The organism is Nocardia lijiangensis NBRC 108240, assembly GCF_001613045.1.
Lineage (GTDB): Bacteria > Actinomycetota > Actinomycetes > Mycobacteriales > Mycobacteriaceae > Nocardia > Nocardia lijiangensis.
In genome coordinates, this window is record NZ_BDBP01000136.1 from 1 (window position 1) to 13,994 (window position 13,994).

Sequence of the window (13,994 nt, forward strand, 5' to 3'; positions counted from 1 at the left end):
GGGAGGAGCCGCTCAAGGCCGCGCGGGCCGCGCTGCGCGGCGGCCGTCCGCAGGAGGCCGCGCGTCACATCGCCGAGGCCAGGGGCCTGGATCCGCACAACGACGGCACGACGCCCATCCGCTCGGTATCCGACAACGTGGAACGGGTGCTCGCCGAGGCGGCCCGGCACTGGCGCGTCGCCCTCGCGGCGACCGCGGCCAAACGCTATGTGGAAGCGCTCGACCATCTCCGGCAGTTGCATCGCGTCGCCGCCGACGTGCCGCCGCCCACCGGGTCCACCGCGGGCCTCGACGAATTGCTCGCCGAAGCCGAGCGGGCCGTCGCCGAGGCCGACCGACTGGTCGCCGCCGCGGCGGCGGGACCGTCCACCGAACGCTCCCGCACCCTGCACGCCGCGCAAGCCGCATGCCTCGACCATCCCGGCGCGAGCGAGGCGCTGGCCGCGACCCCCGTCCCCGCCCCCGGCCGCGTGACGGCCACCCGCATGGCGAACGGTTCCGTGCAGGTGGTCTGGTCACCCGCCTCGGCCGACGGCGTGGACTACCGCGTCACCCGCCTCCAGCCGGACGGTTCGTGGCGCGTGGTCGGCCGTACCCGTGGCACCGAACTCGAAGACGGGGGAGCGCCGCCCGGCGAAACCCCGGTCTACGCCGTCGCCGCCGCGACGTCCGGGCGCTACTCCGAAACCACGCGGTCGGACGCCGCCCCTGAGCCGCAGCGGTTTCCAGCCTTCCAGTCCGCATCGACGGACGGGCACGATCAGGCGGCCCACTCGGTTCCGGTGGCTCAGACCGGCGCAATCGAGCCGGGCGCGGGTGCCGATCCCGGACGGGCGGCCCAGCCCGATTCGGTGGGCCACGCGGGCTCTGCCGACCCAGCCGGTTCCGCGTCGGTGATGCCGCCGGAGTCGGTCGACCAACCAGCCTCGGCGAGCCATACCGCTCCGGTGGATCGGCACGGCCAAGCCGCCGATGCGGGTCCGAAGGCTCAGCCCCGGGCGACGATCGGCGCAGACGTCGATCCTGGAAGCGCGGCCCAGCCCGATTCGGTCGACCGCTCCGGCTGGTCGGCCCCGAGCCAGCCTGCTCCGGCGGATGTGTACGGCCAAGCCACCCACGCTGTTCCGACGGCTGAATCCGGCGCAACCGAGCCGGGCTCGCGGCAGGACCCCTACCCGGTGCAGCCGGACTCGGGCGACCAGTCCTGGCATCGGGGGCAGGTCGATCGGACCGGACCGGTGGCAGAGCAAGATCCCACGGTTCGGCAAGGTGCCGACGGTCTTCCCGGTACGGCGAGCGAGCCGGGCGGCGTTGTTCCGCACAGTTCGGCCGCCGCCCGGCCGCCTCGGGTGTCGCCGCAGGCTTCGGTGCAGCCCGGTTCGGAGACGCAGCCGGATCACGCGATGGGGCAGGCCGACGGCTTGCCCGGCCCGGCGAGCGAGCCACGCACGGCAGCCGATCCGGGCAGGGTTGCTCCGCCCGATCCGATTGCGGAGCAAGGGGCATCGCCGGGTTCGGCTCGGCCCGACCCGGGCGCGCAGCCGGGACCATCGGCGAGCTTCGGTGATCGGCCCGGTGATGCTGCCGAGTTCCCCGTGGGGCCTGCGTCCGGTTCGGGCGGCGCAGCGACCATGTCGCCGGTCGTGCAGGACGATCCGATGCCGAGCGGCATCCCGGTCGTCACCGGCCTGGCCGAGCGTGCGGGTCTGTTGACCTTCGAGTGGCCCACGGGGATCACCGAGGTGATGGTCGTGGCGCGGCCGGACCGTCCGCCCGTCGCACCGGACGAGCCGGGTGCACGCGCGTGGAAGGTCACCAATATGCGGTACGAGATCGACGGCGGTGTGCGGGTTCCACCGGATCTGACGCGTCCCTGCCACATCGCTGTGGCGTCGTGCCGCCGGGAGCCCAACGGCAAACTCACCGTGGCGGCAGGGTTCGCGCCGGGCACCCGGATTCACTGGACGCATGCGTAACCGAGCGTCGGCTCGCCGCCGCCGATGGAGCGACCGCGCCGCGCCACGACAGTGGCATCCGCTGAGGAATGCCGCTGACATCTTCCGCGTTTCGATCGGAGACGAATCGTATCGGTGGAGGCGGGCGGCCGGTGGCCGCCTCGAATGTGACAAGGTGGGTCTGGTGATACCCAAGTTGATGGCGGTGAGCGACGTCCACGTCGGGCACCAGGGGAACCGGCCGATCGTGGAGCAGATTCAGCCGGACTCGCCGGAGGACTGGCTGATCGTGGCCGGGGACGTGGGGGAGAAGACCGAGGACATCCGGTGGGCGCTGGAACTGTTGCGCAGCCGGTTCGCGAAGGTGATCTGGGTGCCCGGCAACCACGAGCTGTGGACCACGGCGAAGGATCCCGTGCAGATGCACGGCGTCGCGCGCTACGACTACCTGGTGTCGATCTGCCGTGACCTGGACGTCGTCACGCCCGAGGATCCGTTCCCGGTGTGGACCGGCGAGGGCAGCCAGGAATACGGCGGCGCAGTGACGCTGGCCCCGATGTTCCTGCTCTACGACTACTCGTTCCTCCCCGAGGGCGCCACCACCAAGGCCGAGGGCCTGGCCATCGCCCGCGAGCGCAATGTGGTCGCCACCGACGAATTCCTGCTCTCCTCCGAGCCGTACCTGACCAGGGACGCCTGGTGCCACGCCCGAGTGCAGGTCACCAAGCGCAAGCTGGACGCGCTCCCGCCGGAGACGCCGCTGGTGTTGATCAACCACTTCCCGCTGGTGCGCCAGCCCACCGACGTGCTGTTCTACCCGGAGTTCGCGCTGTGGTGCGGCACCGATCTGACCGCCGACTGGCACACCAGCTACAACGTGGTGTGCTCGGTGTACGGGCACCTGCACATTCCGCGCACCTCCTACTACGACGGCGTGCGCTTCGAGGAGGTCTCGCTCGGCTATCCGCGCGAATGGCAGCGCCGCGGCCTGCCGGACAAGCTGCTGCGCCAGATCCTGCCCGCCCCGGAGTACCCGCCGGGCACGTTGAACAAGTGGGGTGGCCACTTCAAGGTCACCCCCGAGATGGAGGCGGCCGCGGCCGAGATGCGCAGCAAGGCCCAGCGCCGCCGCGGTGTCTGATCCGGCCCCTCGACTAGGCTCGGAGCCGATGATCGAGAACATTCTGCCCAGTGGGGTCGCTTCGGCCGAGCTGCTGGCGTATCCGGAGGATCTGAAGCCGCATCCGGCCGAAGAGCATCTCATCGCGAAGTCGGTGGAGAAGCGGCGTCGCGATTTCATCGGCGCCCGCCACTGCGCGCGGCTGGCGCTGGAGGAGCTCGGCGAGCCGCCGGTCGCGATCGGCAAGGGTGAGCGGGGAGCTCCGGTATTCCCGCGCGGCATCGTCGGCAGCCTGACGCACTGCGACGGCTATCGCGCCGCGGCGCTGGCGCACAAGATGCGCTTCCGCTCGATCGGCATCGATGCCGAGCCGCACGGTGCGCTGCCCGACGGCGTGCTCGACTCGGTGAGCCTGCCCGCCGAGCGGGACTGGTTGCGCGACACCGATTCTCGCCTGCATCTGGATCGGCTGTTGTTCTGCGCCAAGGAAGCCACCTACAAGGCGTGGTTCCCGCTGACCACCCGCTGGCTCGGTTTCGAGGAGGCGCACATCACCTTCACCGTCGAGGAGAACGCCGACGGCACCGGGTCGGGCACGTTCCGCAGCGAGCTGCTGGTGCCGGGCCAGACCAACGACGGTGGGTTGCCGCTGATCTCGTTCGACGGGCGCTGGCTGATCGCCGACGGGCTGATCCTGACCGCGATTGCGCACGTCTGATGACCGAACCGACCCCCCAGGCGCAGCGGCCCGATGTGCTCGGCGGTCTGCTGATCGTCGACAAGGACGGCGGCTGGACCAGCCACGACGTGGTGGCCAAGTGCCGGAAGCTGTTGCGCACCAAGAAGGTCGGGCATGCGGGCACGCTCGACCCGATGGCGACCGGCGTGCTGGTGCTCGGCGTCGAACGGGCCACCAAGCTGCTCGGCCTGCTGACCCTCACCACGAAGGCGTACACCGCCACCATCCGGCTCGGCCAGTCCACCACCACCGACGACGCCGAGGGCGAGACCCTGGCAACCGTCTCCGCGCTGCACCTCACCGACGCCGACATCGCCGCGCAGACCGCGGCGCAGACCGGTGACATCGACCAGGTGCCCGCCACCGTGAGCGCCATCAAGGTGAACGGCGAACGCGCCTACGCCCGCCACCGCGCGGGAGAGGAGGTGCGCCTGGCCGCCCGGCCGGTGACTGTGTCTCGCTTCGATGTGCTTGCCCGCCGCGATGTTTCGGACGGCGAGTTCGTCGATCTCGACGTCGTTGTCGAATGCTCGTCCGGCACCTACGTACGCGCGCTGGCCCGCGATCTGGGCGCCGCGCTGGGAGTCGGCGGCCATCTGACCGCGCTGCGGCGCACCAGGGTCGGCCCCTTCACCCTCGAACACGCCAGGACACTGGACCGGCTCGCCGAGGACGCCACCCTGAATCTCGGCATCGATGCGGCCGTCCGAATCGCCTTCCCGCATCGCACGATCGATGACCGCGAAGCCGAGTCGCTGCGCAACGGACGATGGTTGGACCCGATCGGCATCGCGGGCGTGCACGCCGCGCTCACCGCCGACGGCACGGCCATCGCACTGCTCGAGGAGAAGGGCAAGCGCTCCTCGCCGGTCTTCGTGATCCGTCCCCGCGGACTGGTGGACTGACGCGGGCCGCGCCCCGTCGCTACGCCGAACGCCCACGCCGACAAGGGAACCGAGCCCGAACCGTACAGTGGTCGTGGGTTCGTCGTCCGAAATCGTCGGCGGCCGTGGGAAGGCAGTGGGCATGAGTGAACATCCGGTCGATACGTTCGAGCTGTGGGACCGCGACGGCGACGGTCTCGTCTCCGTGCAGGACATCACCGACGGTATCCGCGCGCTCGGGCTGGAAGTCGACGTCGACGCGATCGAGCGACTGGTCGCCGCCGCCGACACCAACGGCGACTTCCTGGTCTCCAAGGCCGAATTCGACGCGGCCCTGGTGACCGGGCGTCTGGAGGTGACCGACGCCGACGCCGCGTTCCGTGTCTTCGACACCAACGGCGACGGGCGGATCTCCGTCGAGGAACTCGAATCCCTCATCCGCCACGTCGGCGCGGGCCGCATCGACGTCCCCGCCGCCGATCTGCTCGCCGCCGCCGATCGAGACGGCGACGGCTACCTCTCGCCGGGCGAATTCCGCTCTCTGCTGGACGAACTCGCGCGCTGACCCGGGCCGCGCGCTCAACCCTGGGCGCTAGCTACGGGACGTGTCACCGGTGGCGGCGGGTTCCGCGGCTTGCGGTCGCTCCGTCAGCAGGAGTGCGGCGGTCAGTACGACGAACGCCAATGCCGAGCCGTGCACAGTCAGCGCCGTTGCCGCGGTGCCGCCGTGCGTGACCACCGCCAGTGCGTCGCCGGTCGGTATCACGGCGTTGATCAGCACGACCCAGCCGAGAACACGACGCAGGCCGAGGCCGAGCAGGAGGAACATGACGGCCGCGGCTGCGATGTCGCGCACGCCCTTGACGACGAAGTAGCCGTCCGCGTTGCCGGTCGGCCACGGCTCGATGCCGTAACCATCGGGGGCGCTACCGGGATCGAGCAGGAAGCTCAGCCCGAAGTACAACGGTGCGGCCGCGGAGATCACGGCCAGCAGGGTGGTCAAGCGATATCTCGTCATGATTGTTCTCCTCAGTTTGTCGTCGGAGGGATTCCGTTGGGTGGCGACCGCAGGCCGGTCCGCAGAGCGACCGTGCGGAGGAAGGGTTTCGGGAGGGCCGGTCAGGCCGTGATCGACCTCGTGCGGGATGGTCAGGGTCGGACCGCGCGGACGCGGCGAATGTGGCGGGCGTAGCGGGGGCGACCGATGACGTGCCAGATGGCGCGTACCGGTGCGGGGAGGCCGCCGAGGAGCATCGCGCGTTCCGCCCGGTTGGCGTCCTCCAGGACGAGGCCGAAGAGCGTGAGCAGGGTGGGCTTTGGCGTGTTGGCCACCAGATGGCCGCCCAGGGAAGCCCATTCCTTTTCGGTGATGTACTCGGCCGCGAGGGGAAGAAGAGTGGCCTCTTCGTCGTCGAGGTGTTCGAGCAAGACCGCCCGGTGATCGGCGAGGACCGCTACGAGGGTGTCACGTTCGTCGGCTCCGGCCGTGGTCTCCCACGCCGCGACCGCGGCGTCCAGACTGGTCAGTGTGGCTTCGACGCGCTCGTGCTGGGCCTGCATGCGCAGGATGATGTCTGCCCCCAGATCGACCCGGGACAGCAGCCGTGGCCACAGCAGTTCGTCCTCGCCCTCGTGGTGGTTCTTCAGTCCCAGCCGGTAGTCGCGGAAGTGGTCGGCGATCACCTCGGCGCGCGCGGTGTCACCCGGGGCGACTGCCGCGACGAGCTGCATCAGCAGCCGTGACTCGCGACGGAAGGCGCGGTGGACGATCTCCATGTCCTGGGTGTTGACGCTCATCTGTTCCTGCCCTTCAACGGTTTTCGATGTGCTCGACACTGCTCCCGGGGGTTTGGAAGGCACTAGGAGCCGACTTGGAACGCTTGACGCAGCCGCGCGTACGATGTGCCACGTCATGGTCTTCATCCGGGTATTGGGCTCGTTCGCGGCCGAGGCCGGCGGCGAACCCCTTCCCCTCGGCGGACCGCGGCAGCGCGGCGTGCTGGCCCTGCTGGTGGCCGCGCGCGGGCAGGTCGTACCGGTCGACCGGATGATCGAGGACCTGTGGCGCGGCGAAGCGCCGTCGCGCGCTCTGGCCTCGTTGCAGGCGTACGTGTCCAACCTGCGCCGCCTGCTGGAACCCGGCCGCCCGCCGCGGACACCGGCCCGCCTGCTGGTGAGCGCGTCGCCCGGCTACGCATTGCGGCTGCCGCAGCAGGCGGTGGACGCATGGCGCTTCGAGGAGCTGCTCGACCAGGCCCGCACGCTCGCCGATCCCCGTGACGCTCGCGTCCGGCTGGACGAGGCGCTGGCGCTGTGGCGGGGACCCGCGTTCGCCGAGGTCGCCGACGAGCCGTGGGCCGTCGCCGAGACCGCCCGGCTCAACGAGCTGCGCCTGGTCGCCCGCGAACTGCACATCGCGGCGGGACTGCGGCTCGGTCACCCCGCGACGGTGGTGCCCGATGCGGAGAGCCTCACTCGCGACCATCCCCTGCGTGAGGAGGGCTGGCGCTTGCACGCCCTCGCGCTGTGGAGCAACGGCCGCCAGGCCGACGCCCTGGCCGCGCTCCGCCGCGCCCGCGCCACCTTCGCCGACGAGCTGGGCCTCGACCCCGGCCCGGACCTGGTGGCCCTGGAAGAGGCGATCCTCTCCCAGCGCACGGACGTCCTCCGCGCGGCTGTCCCCCCGCCCCCAGCGGACGCACCCCGGTCCCAGGCAACCGCGCCGCCGCCGAACGATGCGCCAGGCGCGACAACGTTCGTGGGCCGGGAGAGCGAGCTTGCGGCGCTGGTGGCGGCCGCGGGGGAGGCCGCCACCGATGGGGTGCGCGTCGCGCTCGTCACCGGGGAGGCGGGGCTCGGCAAGTCGACCCTGCTCGAGCAACTCGGTGCGCAGCTCGGACAGGACGGGTGGCTCGTGGCCGCCGGGCGCTGTCCCGACGTGGACAGCGCGCCGCCCGCATGGGCATGGGTCGAGGTCCTGCGGACGGTCGCCGTGAGCGTTCCGCCCGGGAAGTTCGCCGACGACCTGGCACCGTTGCTCTGCGACTCCGCGCCGGTGAACGGTGACGCGGCGGCCGGGCGGTTCCGGCTGCGGCAAGCCGTGTGGACCTGGCTCTCGGCGGTGGCCGCCGACCGTCCGGTCGCCATCGTCCTGGACGACCTGCACTGGGCGGACGCCGCCACGCTGGAACTGCTCGGCGGCGGCGTCGGCACGCGGGCCCCTATCCTGGTCGTCGCGGCGTACCGCGCGGACGAAAGCGAGCACCTCACCGCAACGCTCGCTTCCCTCGCCCGCACCGCGCCCCTCCGACTGGACCTGCCCGGACTCGATCGCGACGCCGTCGCGGAGCTCGTACGCGCCGAGTGCGAGGCCAGCGACGCGACCGTGACCGGGATCGCCGAGCGGACCGGCGGCAACCCGTTCTATGTGCGAGAGACCGCGCGGCTGCTCAACGGCGAGGGCGCGCTGATCGCGCTCTCCGAGGTCCCCGAGGGCGTCCGGGACGTGCTGCGGCGCCGGCTCGCAAGGCTCCCCGAAAGCGGCGTGTCCGTCCTGCGGCTGGCGGCGGTGGCCGGCCTGGAAAGCTCGGTGGAGGTGCTCGTGCGGGCCGCCGACACCGACGAGGACGGCGTGCTGGACGCGCTGGACGCGGGCGTCATCGCCGGACTGCTCGACGAGCCAGGGCCCGGGCGTGTCCGGTTCGTGCACGCGCTGGTCAGGGACACGCTGGTCACCGATGTCAGCCGGGTGCGGACCACCAGGATGCACGCCCGGATCGCCGCGGCCCTGGAAGGCTCCGGCGACATCGCGGCACTCGCCCATCACTACGCGCGCGCGGGATCGCCGAAGGCCGTCGGCTACTGCGTGCGCGCCGCCGAGCTGGCCGAGGCGCGCTATGCCTACGACGTGGCGGCCGCGCTCCTCACCGACGCCGTCACCAACTCCACCGAACCGGACGAGCGCGTCGGCCTGCTCGGCAGGCTGCTGCGCGCGCAAGTCAGGGCCGGGGCCTTCGCTGCGGCCAGGCACACGCGCGAGCAGGCCGTGGAGTACGCCGAGTCGATCGGCCGTGACGACCTGATGATCGCCGCGTTCACCGCCTGGACCGAGCCCACCCCCTGGCAGGCTCGCATGTACGGCACGGTCGACCGTCCCATCGTCGACCGCCTCAGCCGCCTGCTCGAGCGGACCGGCCTAGCCCCCGACGTGCGGTCCCACCTCCTCATCGCGTACGCCCACGAGCTGGTGGGCGAGGACGATCCGACGGTGATGGCGGCGGCGCGGGAAGCGCTCGACCTCGCCACCTCTCCCCGCCTCCGGGCCGCGGCGCTGCTGGTCCTCGCCCGCGACTCCGGCCGGGAGGAGTTCTCTCGCGAGCTGGTGGAGATCGGCGTCGAGCACGACCTTCCCGTCTACCGCGTGACAGGGCTGCTCAACCAGGCCGCGAACGCCGCCGCGGCCAACGACCCGGCGACCATGCGCCGCGTGACCGGGGAGGCGCTCGACCTCGCCCGCGCCTACCGGATGCCGGAGGCAACCGGTGCCGCCGAGATCGCGCTCGCGACGCTGGTGCTCATCGAGGGACGGTTCGCCGATGCCGAGCGCCTCTACACCGAGGCCACCGAACGCATGGAACGCGCCGGATCGGTGCACGCCACCGGCTTCCTCCGCCTCGCGCTGGCGGCGATCTGGCTGAACGACGGCACGCTCGGCGACCACCTGGACGACGTGCGCGCTCTGCATGAGGCGCTCGGTCCGATGGGCGCCGACCTGCTCACGCTCGCCCTCCACGCCGTCGGCCGCGGCGACGAGGCACGCCGGGCCCGCATGTCACCGAGCCCGATCCGGCCCGACTTCTTCTTCACCTTCCTGACGAGCCTGCGCGCGATGGCGCTCGTCGCCTCGAACGACCGCGACGCGGCCGAGGAGATCTACGCGGACCTGCTCCCGCACCGAGACGGTCCCCCGGCGGGCGCGGCGAGTGTGTCGCTGGCCCTGCGTCCGGTCGCCCACACGCTCGGCGAACTCGCCCTGTTCCTCGGCCGGGACGACGAGGCCGCCGCCCACTTCGCCCGGGCCGCTGTCATCGCGGACCTGTGGAACGCCCCCCACTGGTCCGCCGACGCCCGAACACACGCCGATCGTGTTCTCGGCGTCCATGTTTCGCCTCCTCGGCAACGCTGAAAGCGAGATCGGCGTCGGTGTGCCGCCGCCCGCCGCTTCCAGCGCTCCAATTCGCCTCCAAGTGCTTTCCAAAACCCCGGGAGCAGTCTCGAGCTCATCGGAACAGAACTGATGGAGGAGCGAGACATGAGCACACCCACCTTCCGGGCCGCCGTCGTCCGCACACCGGGCGGACCCGACTCGATCGAGATCATCGATGTCCCCCGCACCGAGCCAGGCCCCGGCGAGGTCCGTGTCGCGGTCGCGGCCGCGCCGGTCAACCCCACCGACCTCGGGGTCGTCGGCGGCTTCTTCCACGAGCTGGGCATGATCGACCAACCCGCCCACACCGGCCTGGGCTGGGACTTCGCCGGCACCGTGCTCGCCGCCGGTCCGGGCGTGGACCTGGCCGTCGGCACTCGGGTCGCCGGTGTCGTCCTCGGTTTCGACCGCGATTTCGGCACCTATGCCGAACAACTCGTCGTGCCCGCCGCCGATCTCGCCGTGGTGCCCGACGGCCTCGACCTGGTCGCGGCATCGACGGTGCCGCTCAACGGCTTGGGTGCGGCGCAAATCGTCGACTTCCTCGGCGACGCGCCCGCCGACGGCAACCGGTTGCTGGTGACCGGTGCGGCTGGTGCGATCGGGGCCAATGTGGCCTCGCTCGCGCCTGACCGAGGCTGGCGGGTGACCGGTCTGGCCCGAGCCGCGGACGAGCAGTTCGTCCGCGGTCTCGGCGCCGACTTCGTCACGGACGCCGAGCCGGGCTGGGACGCGGTCGTCGACACCACGTCGCAGCAGGTGTGGGGCCTGACCCCGGTTCGCGACGGCGGAGCTTTCGTCGGCGTCCGGCCCAATATCGTGCCTGCGGCCGAGCGAGGGATCACGGTGAACGCGCTGGTGACGCAGTCGGACGGTCCTCGGTTGGGGAAGCTGCTGGCCCGCGCCGCGTCCGGCCGGTTGCCTGCCCGAGTGCATGCGGTCGTGCCGTTGTCCCAGGCCGCCGACGCCCACCGGGCCGTGGCCAAAGGCGGAGTGCGCGGTCGCTACGTTCTCGAGCCCTGACCGACTCGGCCACCGTGAACTCCGCTCGTCACTCGCCGAACAGTTCTCGGACCAGTCCCGCCGCCTCGGCCGCCAGCCCCGGTGGGTTGGTGGCGATGAACATCGAGTCGGCCGCGAGATTGCCGAGCACGTGCCAGCTCGGATCGGGCGCGTCGCCGACCAGCAGGCGGCGGGTGCCCGGTTCGGCGCGCAGGCCGCCCGCCGGGTGCGGTTCGGCGGCGCCCGCGGTGAGCAACGCGCCGATCAGCGGTTGGGCTGCCGCGGGCGTCGTGTAGGCGGGCGGGTTGACTGCGTTGAACAGGGTGTCCGCGGGCCAGTGTCGCGCGTCGTGCACGGTGAAACCGCCGCCGGTGCGCGCCTCGATCTTGGTGACGCCCGCGCGCAACCGCAGCTGTCCCGTATCGAGCAGCCGCAGCACGATGCGCGCGTTGTGCGGGACCATCGGCGAGCTCAGGCTGTTGATGGTGCGGAAGTGACCGGTGCGCAGCATCTCTCGGTCCGGCTGCGCCAGCAGCGGCCACGCGGTGGGACCGACGGTACGGATGACCATGGCCAGCAGGCGGCGTCCGTGGTGTGGGGCGTCGACCTCGTCCAGCTGGCGGCGCAGGCCGGTGACCGGATCCTCGGCGCCGGTGATCTCGGCGGCGAGGGTGTCGAAATCCTGTCCCAGCGCGGCGAGTTCGGTGCGCAGGAGCGAAACCAGATGGGCGAAGCGGAGATCGCCGTGCTCGGCGGCCGCATCCCGCACGGCCGCGGGCGTGAAGTGCACCGGGTTCAGGCGGACCGGACGCTGCTGGACGAAGGGCAGCCTGCCGCTGCGCGAGAGCAGCGAGATCGGTCCGGTGTGCCCGTTGGCCGTCAGGGCGACGGCGATGTCCACCGCGGTCAGGCCGCTGCCGATGACGGCGACGTGGTGGTCCGCGGGGAGTCCGGCCAGGGTGCGGGTGAGGGGATAGGGCTCGTTCACGTAACCGGGTGTGCCGGTGAGCCCGTAGTGGTCGCGCGGACCGCCGCCGCCGACCGCCAGGACGGCCCGGTCCACCGGGATGTGATCGCCGCCCGCGGTGTGCAGTACGGCGCGCCCGTCGCGCGAGAATCCGGTGACGGCCGAGCGCACGACGCGGACGGGGCAGCCCGCGCGGCCCAGCCGTTCCATCGCGTCCCGCGCGGTGTCTTCGAGGTACTCGCCGTAGATCGCGCGCGGGACGAGTGGCTGACCCAGCCCTTCGTCGAGGTAGTCCGCCACCTCGCGCCCGGCCAGCCAGCGCTGGTAGTGCCCGGGATCGCCCGCTCGCACCGACATGATGGGCGGCGGCGCGTTCACCCGCACCGCGTCGAGGTCCGGCTGGTACGGGCGGCCCCGCCACAGGGCGGGCGCGCCGTCGAACACGGTGACACCGCTCGGCTTGTCGTCCGCGACGGCGAGCGCGTCGAGCAGCGCGACGGCCGCCGTGCCCGCTCCGATGATTCCGATGTGCATGGGGCTCCTTCGGTTTCGTGTGAGACGACACCCAGCGTCGAGGGGTTCGGCGGTGTGGAAAATCCCGCGATCGAGGGGTTCTGCGGCACCGGGCGCGGCTCGGCGCTCACCCCTCATATGCGGGATGGCGGGCGCGCGACCGGCGGCCGAAAATGGCACACATGACCGGTACGACCGCGCTCGACGCGCTGCTCGCGAGCATCACCACGGCGCCCGACGCGCACGCACTGTTCGCCGGAACCTCGGAACGCCTGCGGCGGATCGCACCGTTCGACGCCGCCGTGTGGGTTGCCACCGATCCGGTCAACGGGCTCACCACGGCCCCGGTGCGGGTGGAGAACCTGCACGAGGGCGGCTGCGGAACCTACTGGGAGTCAGAGCTTTTCGCCGAACACGTGAATCTGTTCCGAGATCTGGCGCTGGCGAAGGTCCCGGTGGCCGGGCTGCGGGAGGTGACGGGGGATCGGCCGACGCTGAGCCCGCTGTACCGCAGTTTCATGCTTCCGCGCGGGTTCGACGACGAGTTGCGCGCGGTGTTCCGGGTGGACGGACAGCCGTGGGGACAGCTGAGCCTGTTTCGTGAGCGCGGCAGGCCGCCGTTTCGCGCCGAGGACATCGCCCTGGTCCAAGCCCTCGGCACGCCGATGGCGCAGCGGTTGCGCGCCTTCGCGCGCCCCGGCGTGACGCCGCCGTCCGTCCTCGCCACCGCACCCGGCCTGCTGCTGTTCGGCGCGGGCGGCGAGCTGCTGTCCCTCAACGACGAGGCCCGCGACCTGCTGGCCGAGATGCCGCCCGGTCCGGCCGCGCCGACCCCGCTCGGCATCGATCTGCCGCTGCCGGTCTGGATTCTCAACACGGCGGGCCGCGCCCGGATCACCGGCGCGGCCTCGCGGATCCGGGTGCGCAGCACCGCGGGGCGCTGGCTGGTGTGCCACGCGACCTGCCTGCGCGACGCCGAAGGGAACACGGGCACAACGGCTTTGGTGATCGAGCCCGCCAAGCCCGCGGAGGTGGCCGAGCTGATCGTGGCCGCCTACGAGCTCACCCCAAGGGAACTCGAGGTGACCGAACTCGTCGCCCGCGGCCTGCCGACCGCCGACATCGCTACGCGGCTGTTCCTCTCCCCGCACACGGTGCGCGACCACCTCAAGTCGGTCTTCGACAAAGTCGGCGTCACCAGCCGCGGCGAACTGGTCGCCAAACTCTTCACCGAACACCGCGAACCCCTCGCGGCCGCCGCCACGGTGCGCGTCCTCGATGCCGCAAGTTAGTTCCCGGCCGATCGCTCGAGTCCCGGCGGCGTCGGAGTCGTGCAGGGCGGTGCGGACCCCGGTACGGCACGGTCCGGTCACAGGTGTGACGCACCGCGATAACACCCCGTACAGCCCGGTTGACCTGCGTTAACGCACCTTCCTCCCGGTCGATACGTCGATAACAGCGGCTCGATCTGGAGGCTTGGGCGATGCGTGCGGTGGGAATCGTCGGGGTGGTGTGCGCGGTGTTCGCGCTCGTGGCGGGGTGCGGCCGGGACGCCGACGAGGCGGGTCGTCCGGCGCCGAGCGCCACGGTGAGCGTGGGCGCGACCAC

Annotated in this window: 11 protein-coding genes; 8 read left to right on the plus strand and 3 right to left on the minus strand. The window is 71.8% G+C overall.

The window, feature by feature from the left end; all coding sequences use genetic code 11:
• The 5 genes from NL1_RS38370 to NL1_RS33610 all read left to right on the plus strand — a co-directional run.
• On the plus strand, positions 1 to 1,976 hold a 1,976-nt coding region (locus NL1_RS38370), incomplete at its 5' end, for a SaeA-related protein (RefSeq protein ID WP_479687432.1).
• Between the two features lie 163 nt (positions 1,977 to 2,139).
• Positions 2,140 to 3,096: a metallophosphoesterase family protein gene (locus tag NL1_RS33595; protein WP_156095167.1), complete on the plus strand. Its 957-nt coding sequence runs from the start codon at positions 2,140 to 2,142 to the stop codon at positions 3,094 to 3,096.
• A gap of 28 nt (positions 3,097 to 3,124) precedes the next feature.
• Positions 3,125 to 3,793, plus strand: coding sequence for a 4'-phosphopantetheinyl transferase Npt (gene npt, locus NL1_RS33600; protein ID WP_067848332.1), 669 nt, complete (start codon positions 3,125 to 3,127; stop codon positions 3,791 to 3,793).
• Positions 3,793 to 4,719: a tRNA pseudouridine(55) synthase TruB gene (gene truB / locus NL1_RS33605; RefSeq protein ID WP_067848335.1), complete on the plus strand. Its 927-nt coding sequence runs from the start codon at positions 3,793 to 3,795 to the stop codon at positions 4,717 to 4,719. The genes npt and truB overlap by 1 nt, the downstream gene beginning before the upstream one ends.
• 121 nt (positions 4,720 to 4,840) lie before the next feature.
• Positions 4,841 to 5,263: an EF-hand domain-containing protein gene (locus tag NL1_RS33610; RefSeq protein WP_067848337.1), complete on the plus strand. Its 423-nt coding sequence runs from the start codon at positions 4,841 to 4,843 to the stop codon at positions 5,261 to 5,263.
• Between the two features lie 27 nt (positions 5,264 to 5,290).
• On the opposite strand, the gene NL1_RS33615 is transcribed toward NL1_RS33610, so the two are convergent.
• Positions 5,291 to 5,716: a DUF4267 domain-containing protein gene (locus NL1_RS33615; protein ID WP_067848340.1), complete on the minus strand. Its 426-nt coding sequence runs from the start codon at positions 5,714 to 5,716 to the stop codon at positions 5,291 to 5,293.
• Between the two features lie 131 nt (positions 5,717 to 5,847).
• Complete coding sequence (locus NL1_RS33620; RefSeq protein ID WP_067848343.1) at positions 5,848 to 6,495, minus strand: hemerythrin domain-containing protein; 648 nt, start codon at positions 6,493 to 6,495, stop codon at positions 5,848 to 5,850.
• Positions 6,496 to 6,610: 115 nt separating this feature from the next.
• Here NL1_RS33620 and NL1_RS33625 point away from each other — a divergent pair, with 115 nt between their 5' ends.
• Together NL1_RS33625 and NL1_RS33630 are read left to right on the plus strand one after the other, a co-directional pair.
• Positions 6,611 to 9,883: an ATP-binding protein gene (locus NL1_RS33625; protein WP_067848346.1), complete on the plus strand. Its 3,273-nt coding sequence runs from the start codon at positions 6,611 to 6,613 to the stop codon at positions 9,881 to 9,883.
• A gap of 126 nt (positions 9,884 to 10,009) precedes the next feature.
• Positions 10,010 to 10,927 (plus strand): NADP-dependent oxidoreductase, encoded by a 918-nt coding sequence (locus tag NL1_RS33630; protein ID WP_067848350.1) that lies wholly within the window; start codon positions 10,010 to 10,012, stop codon positions 10,925 to 10,927.
• A 28-nt stretch (positions 10,928 to 10,955) separates the two neighbouring features.
• Here NL1_RS33630 and NL1_RS33635 read toward each other — a convergent pair whose 3' ends face one another.
• The gene (locus NL1_RS33635) at positions 10,956 to 12,407 is read right to left on the minus strand and encodes an FAD/NAD(P)-binding protein (RefSeq protein ID WP_067848354.1); all 1,452 of its coding nucleotides are present in this window, start codon (positions 12,405 to 12,407) and stop codon (positions 10,956 to 10,958) included.
• Positions 12,408 to 12,568: 161 nt separating this feature from the next.
• Here NL1_RS33635 and NL1_RS33640 point away from each other — a divergent pair, with 161 nt between their 5' ends.
• Positions 12,569 to 13,678, plus strand: a complete 1,110-nt coding sequence (locus NL1_RS33640; RefSeq protein ID WP_067848357.1) for a helix-turn-helix domain-containing protein — start codon at positions 12,569 to 12,571, stop codon at positions 13,676 to 13,678.
• Positions 13,679 to 13,994 lie beyond the last annotated feature (316 nt).

What these genes read in the sequence shown, in the direction of transcription:
- npt (WP_067848332.1), top strand. Translation starts at nt 3,125, where the DNA reads ATGATCGAGAACATTCTGCCCAGTGGGGTCGCTTCGGCCGAGCTGCTG.
- truB (WP_067848335.1), top strand. Translation starts at nt 3,793, where the DNA reads ATGACCGAACCGACCCCCCAGGCGCAGCGGCCCGATGTGCTCGGCGGT.
- NL1_RS33610 (WP_067848337.1), top strand. Translation starts at nt 4,841, where the DNA reads ATGAGTGAACATCCGGTCGATACGTTCGAGCTGTGGGACCGCGACGGC.
- NL1_RS33615 (WP_067848340.1), bottom strand. Translation starts at nt 5,716, where the DNA reads ATGACGAGATATCGCTTGACCACCCTGCTGGCCGTGATCTCCGCGGCC.
- NL1_RS33620 (WP_067848343.1), bottom strand. Translation starts at nt 6,495, where the DNA reads ATGAGCGTCAACACCCAGGACATGGAGATCGTCCACCGCGCCTTCCGT.
- NL1_RS33625 (WP_067848346.1), top strand. Translation starts at nt 6,611, where the DNA reads ATGGTCTTCATCCGGGTATTGGGCTCGTTCGCGGCCGAGGCCGGCGGC.
- NL1_RS33630 (WP_067848350.1), top strand. Translation starts at nt 10,010, where the DNA reads ATGAGCACACCCACCTTCCGGGCCGCCGTCGTCCGCACACCGGGCGGA.
- NL1_RS33635 (WP_067848354.1), bottom strand. Translation starts at nt 12,407, where the DNA reads ATGCACATCGGAATCATCGGAGCGGGCACGGCGGCCGTCGCGCTGCTC.
- NL1_RS33640 (WP_067848357.1), top strand. Translation starts at nt 12,569, where the DNA reads ATGACCGGTACGACCGCGCTCGACGCGCTGCTCGCGAGCATCACCACG.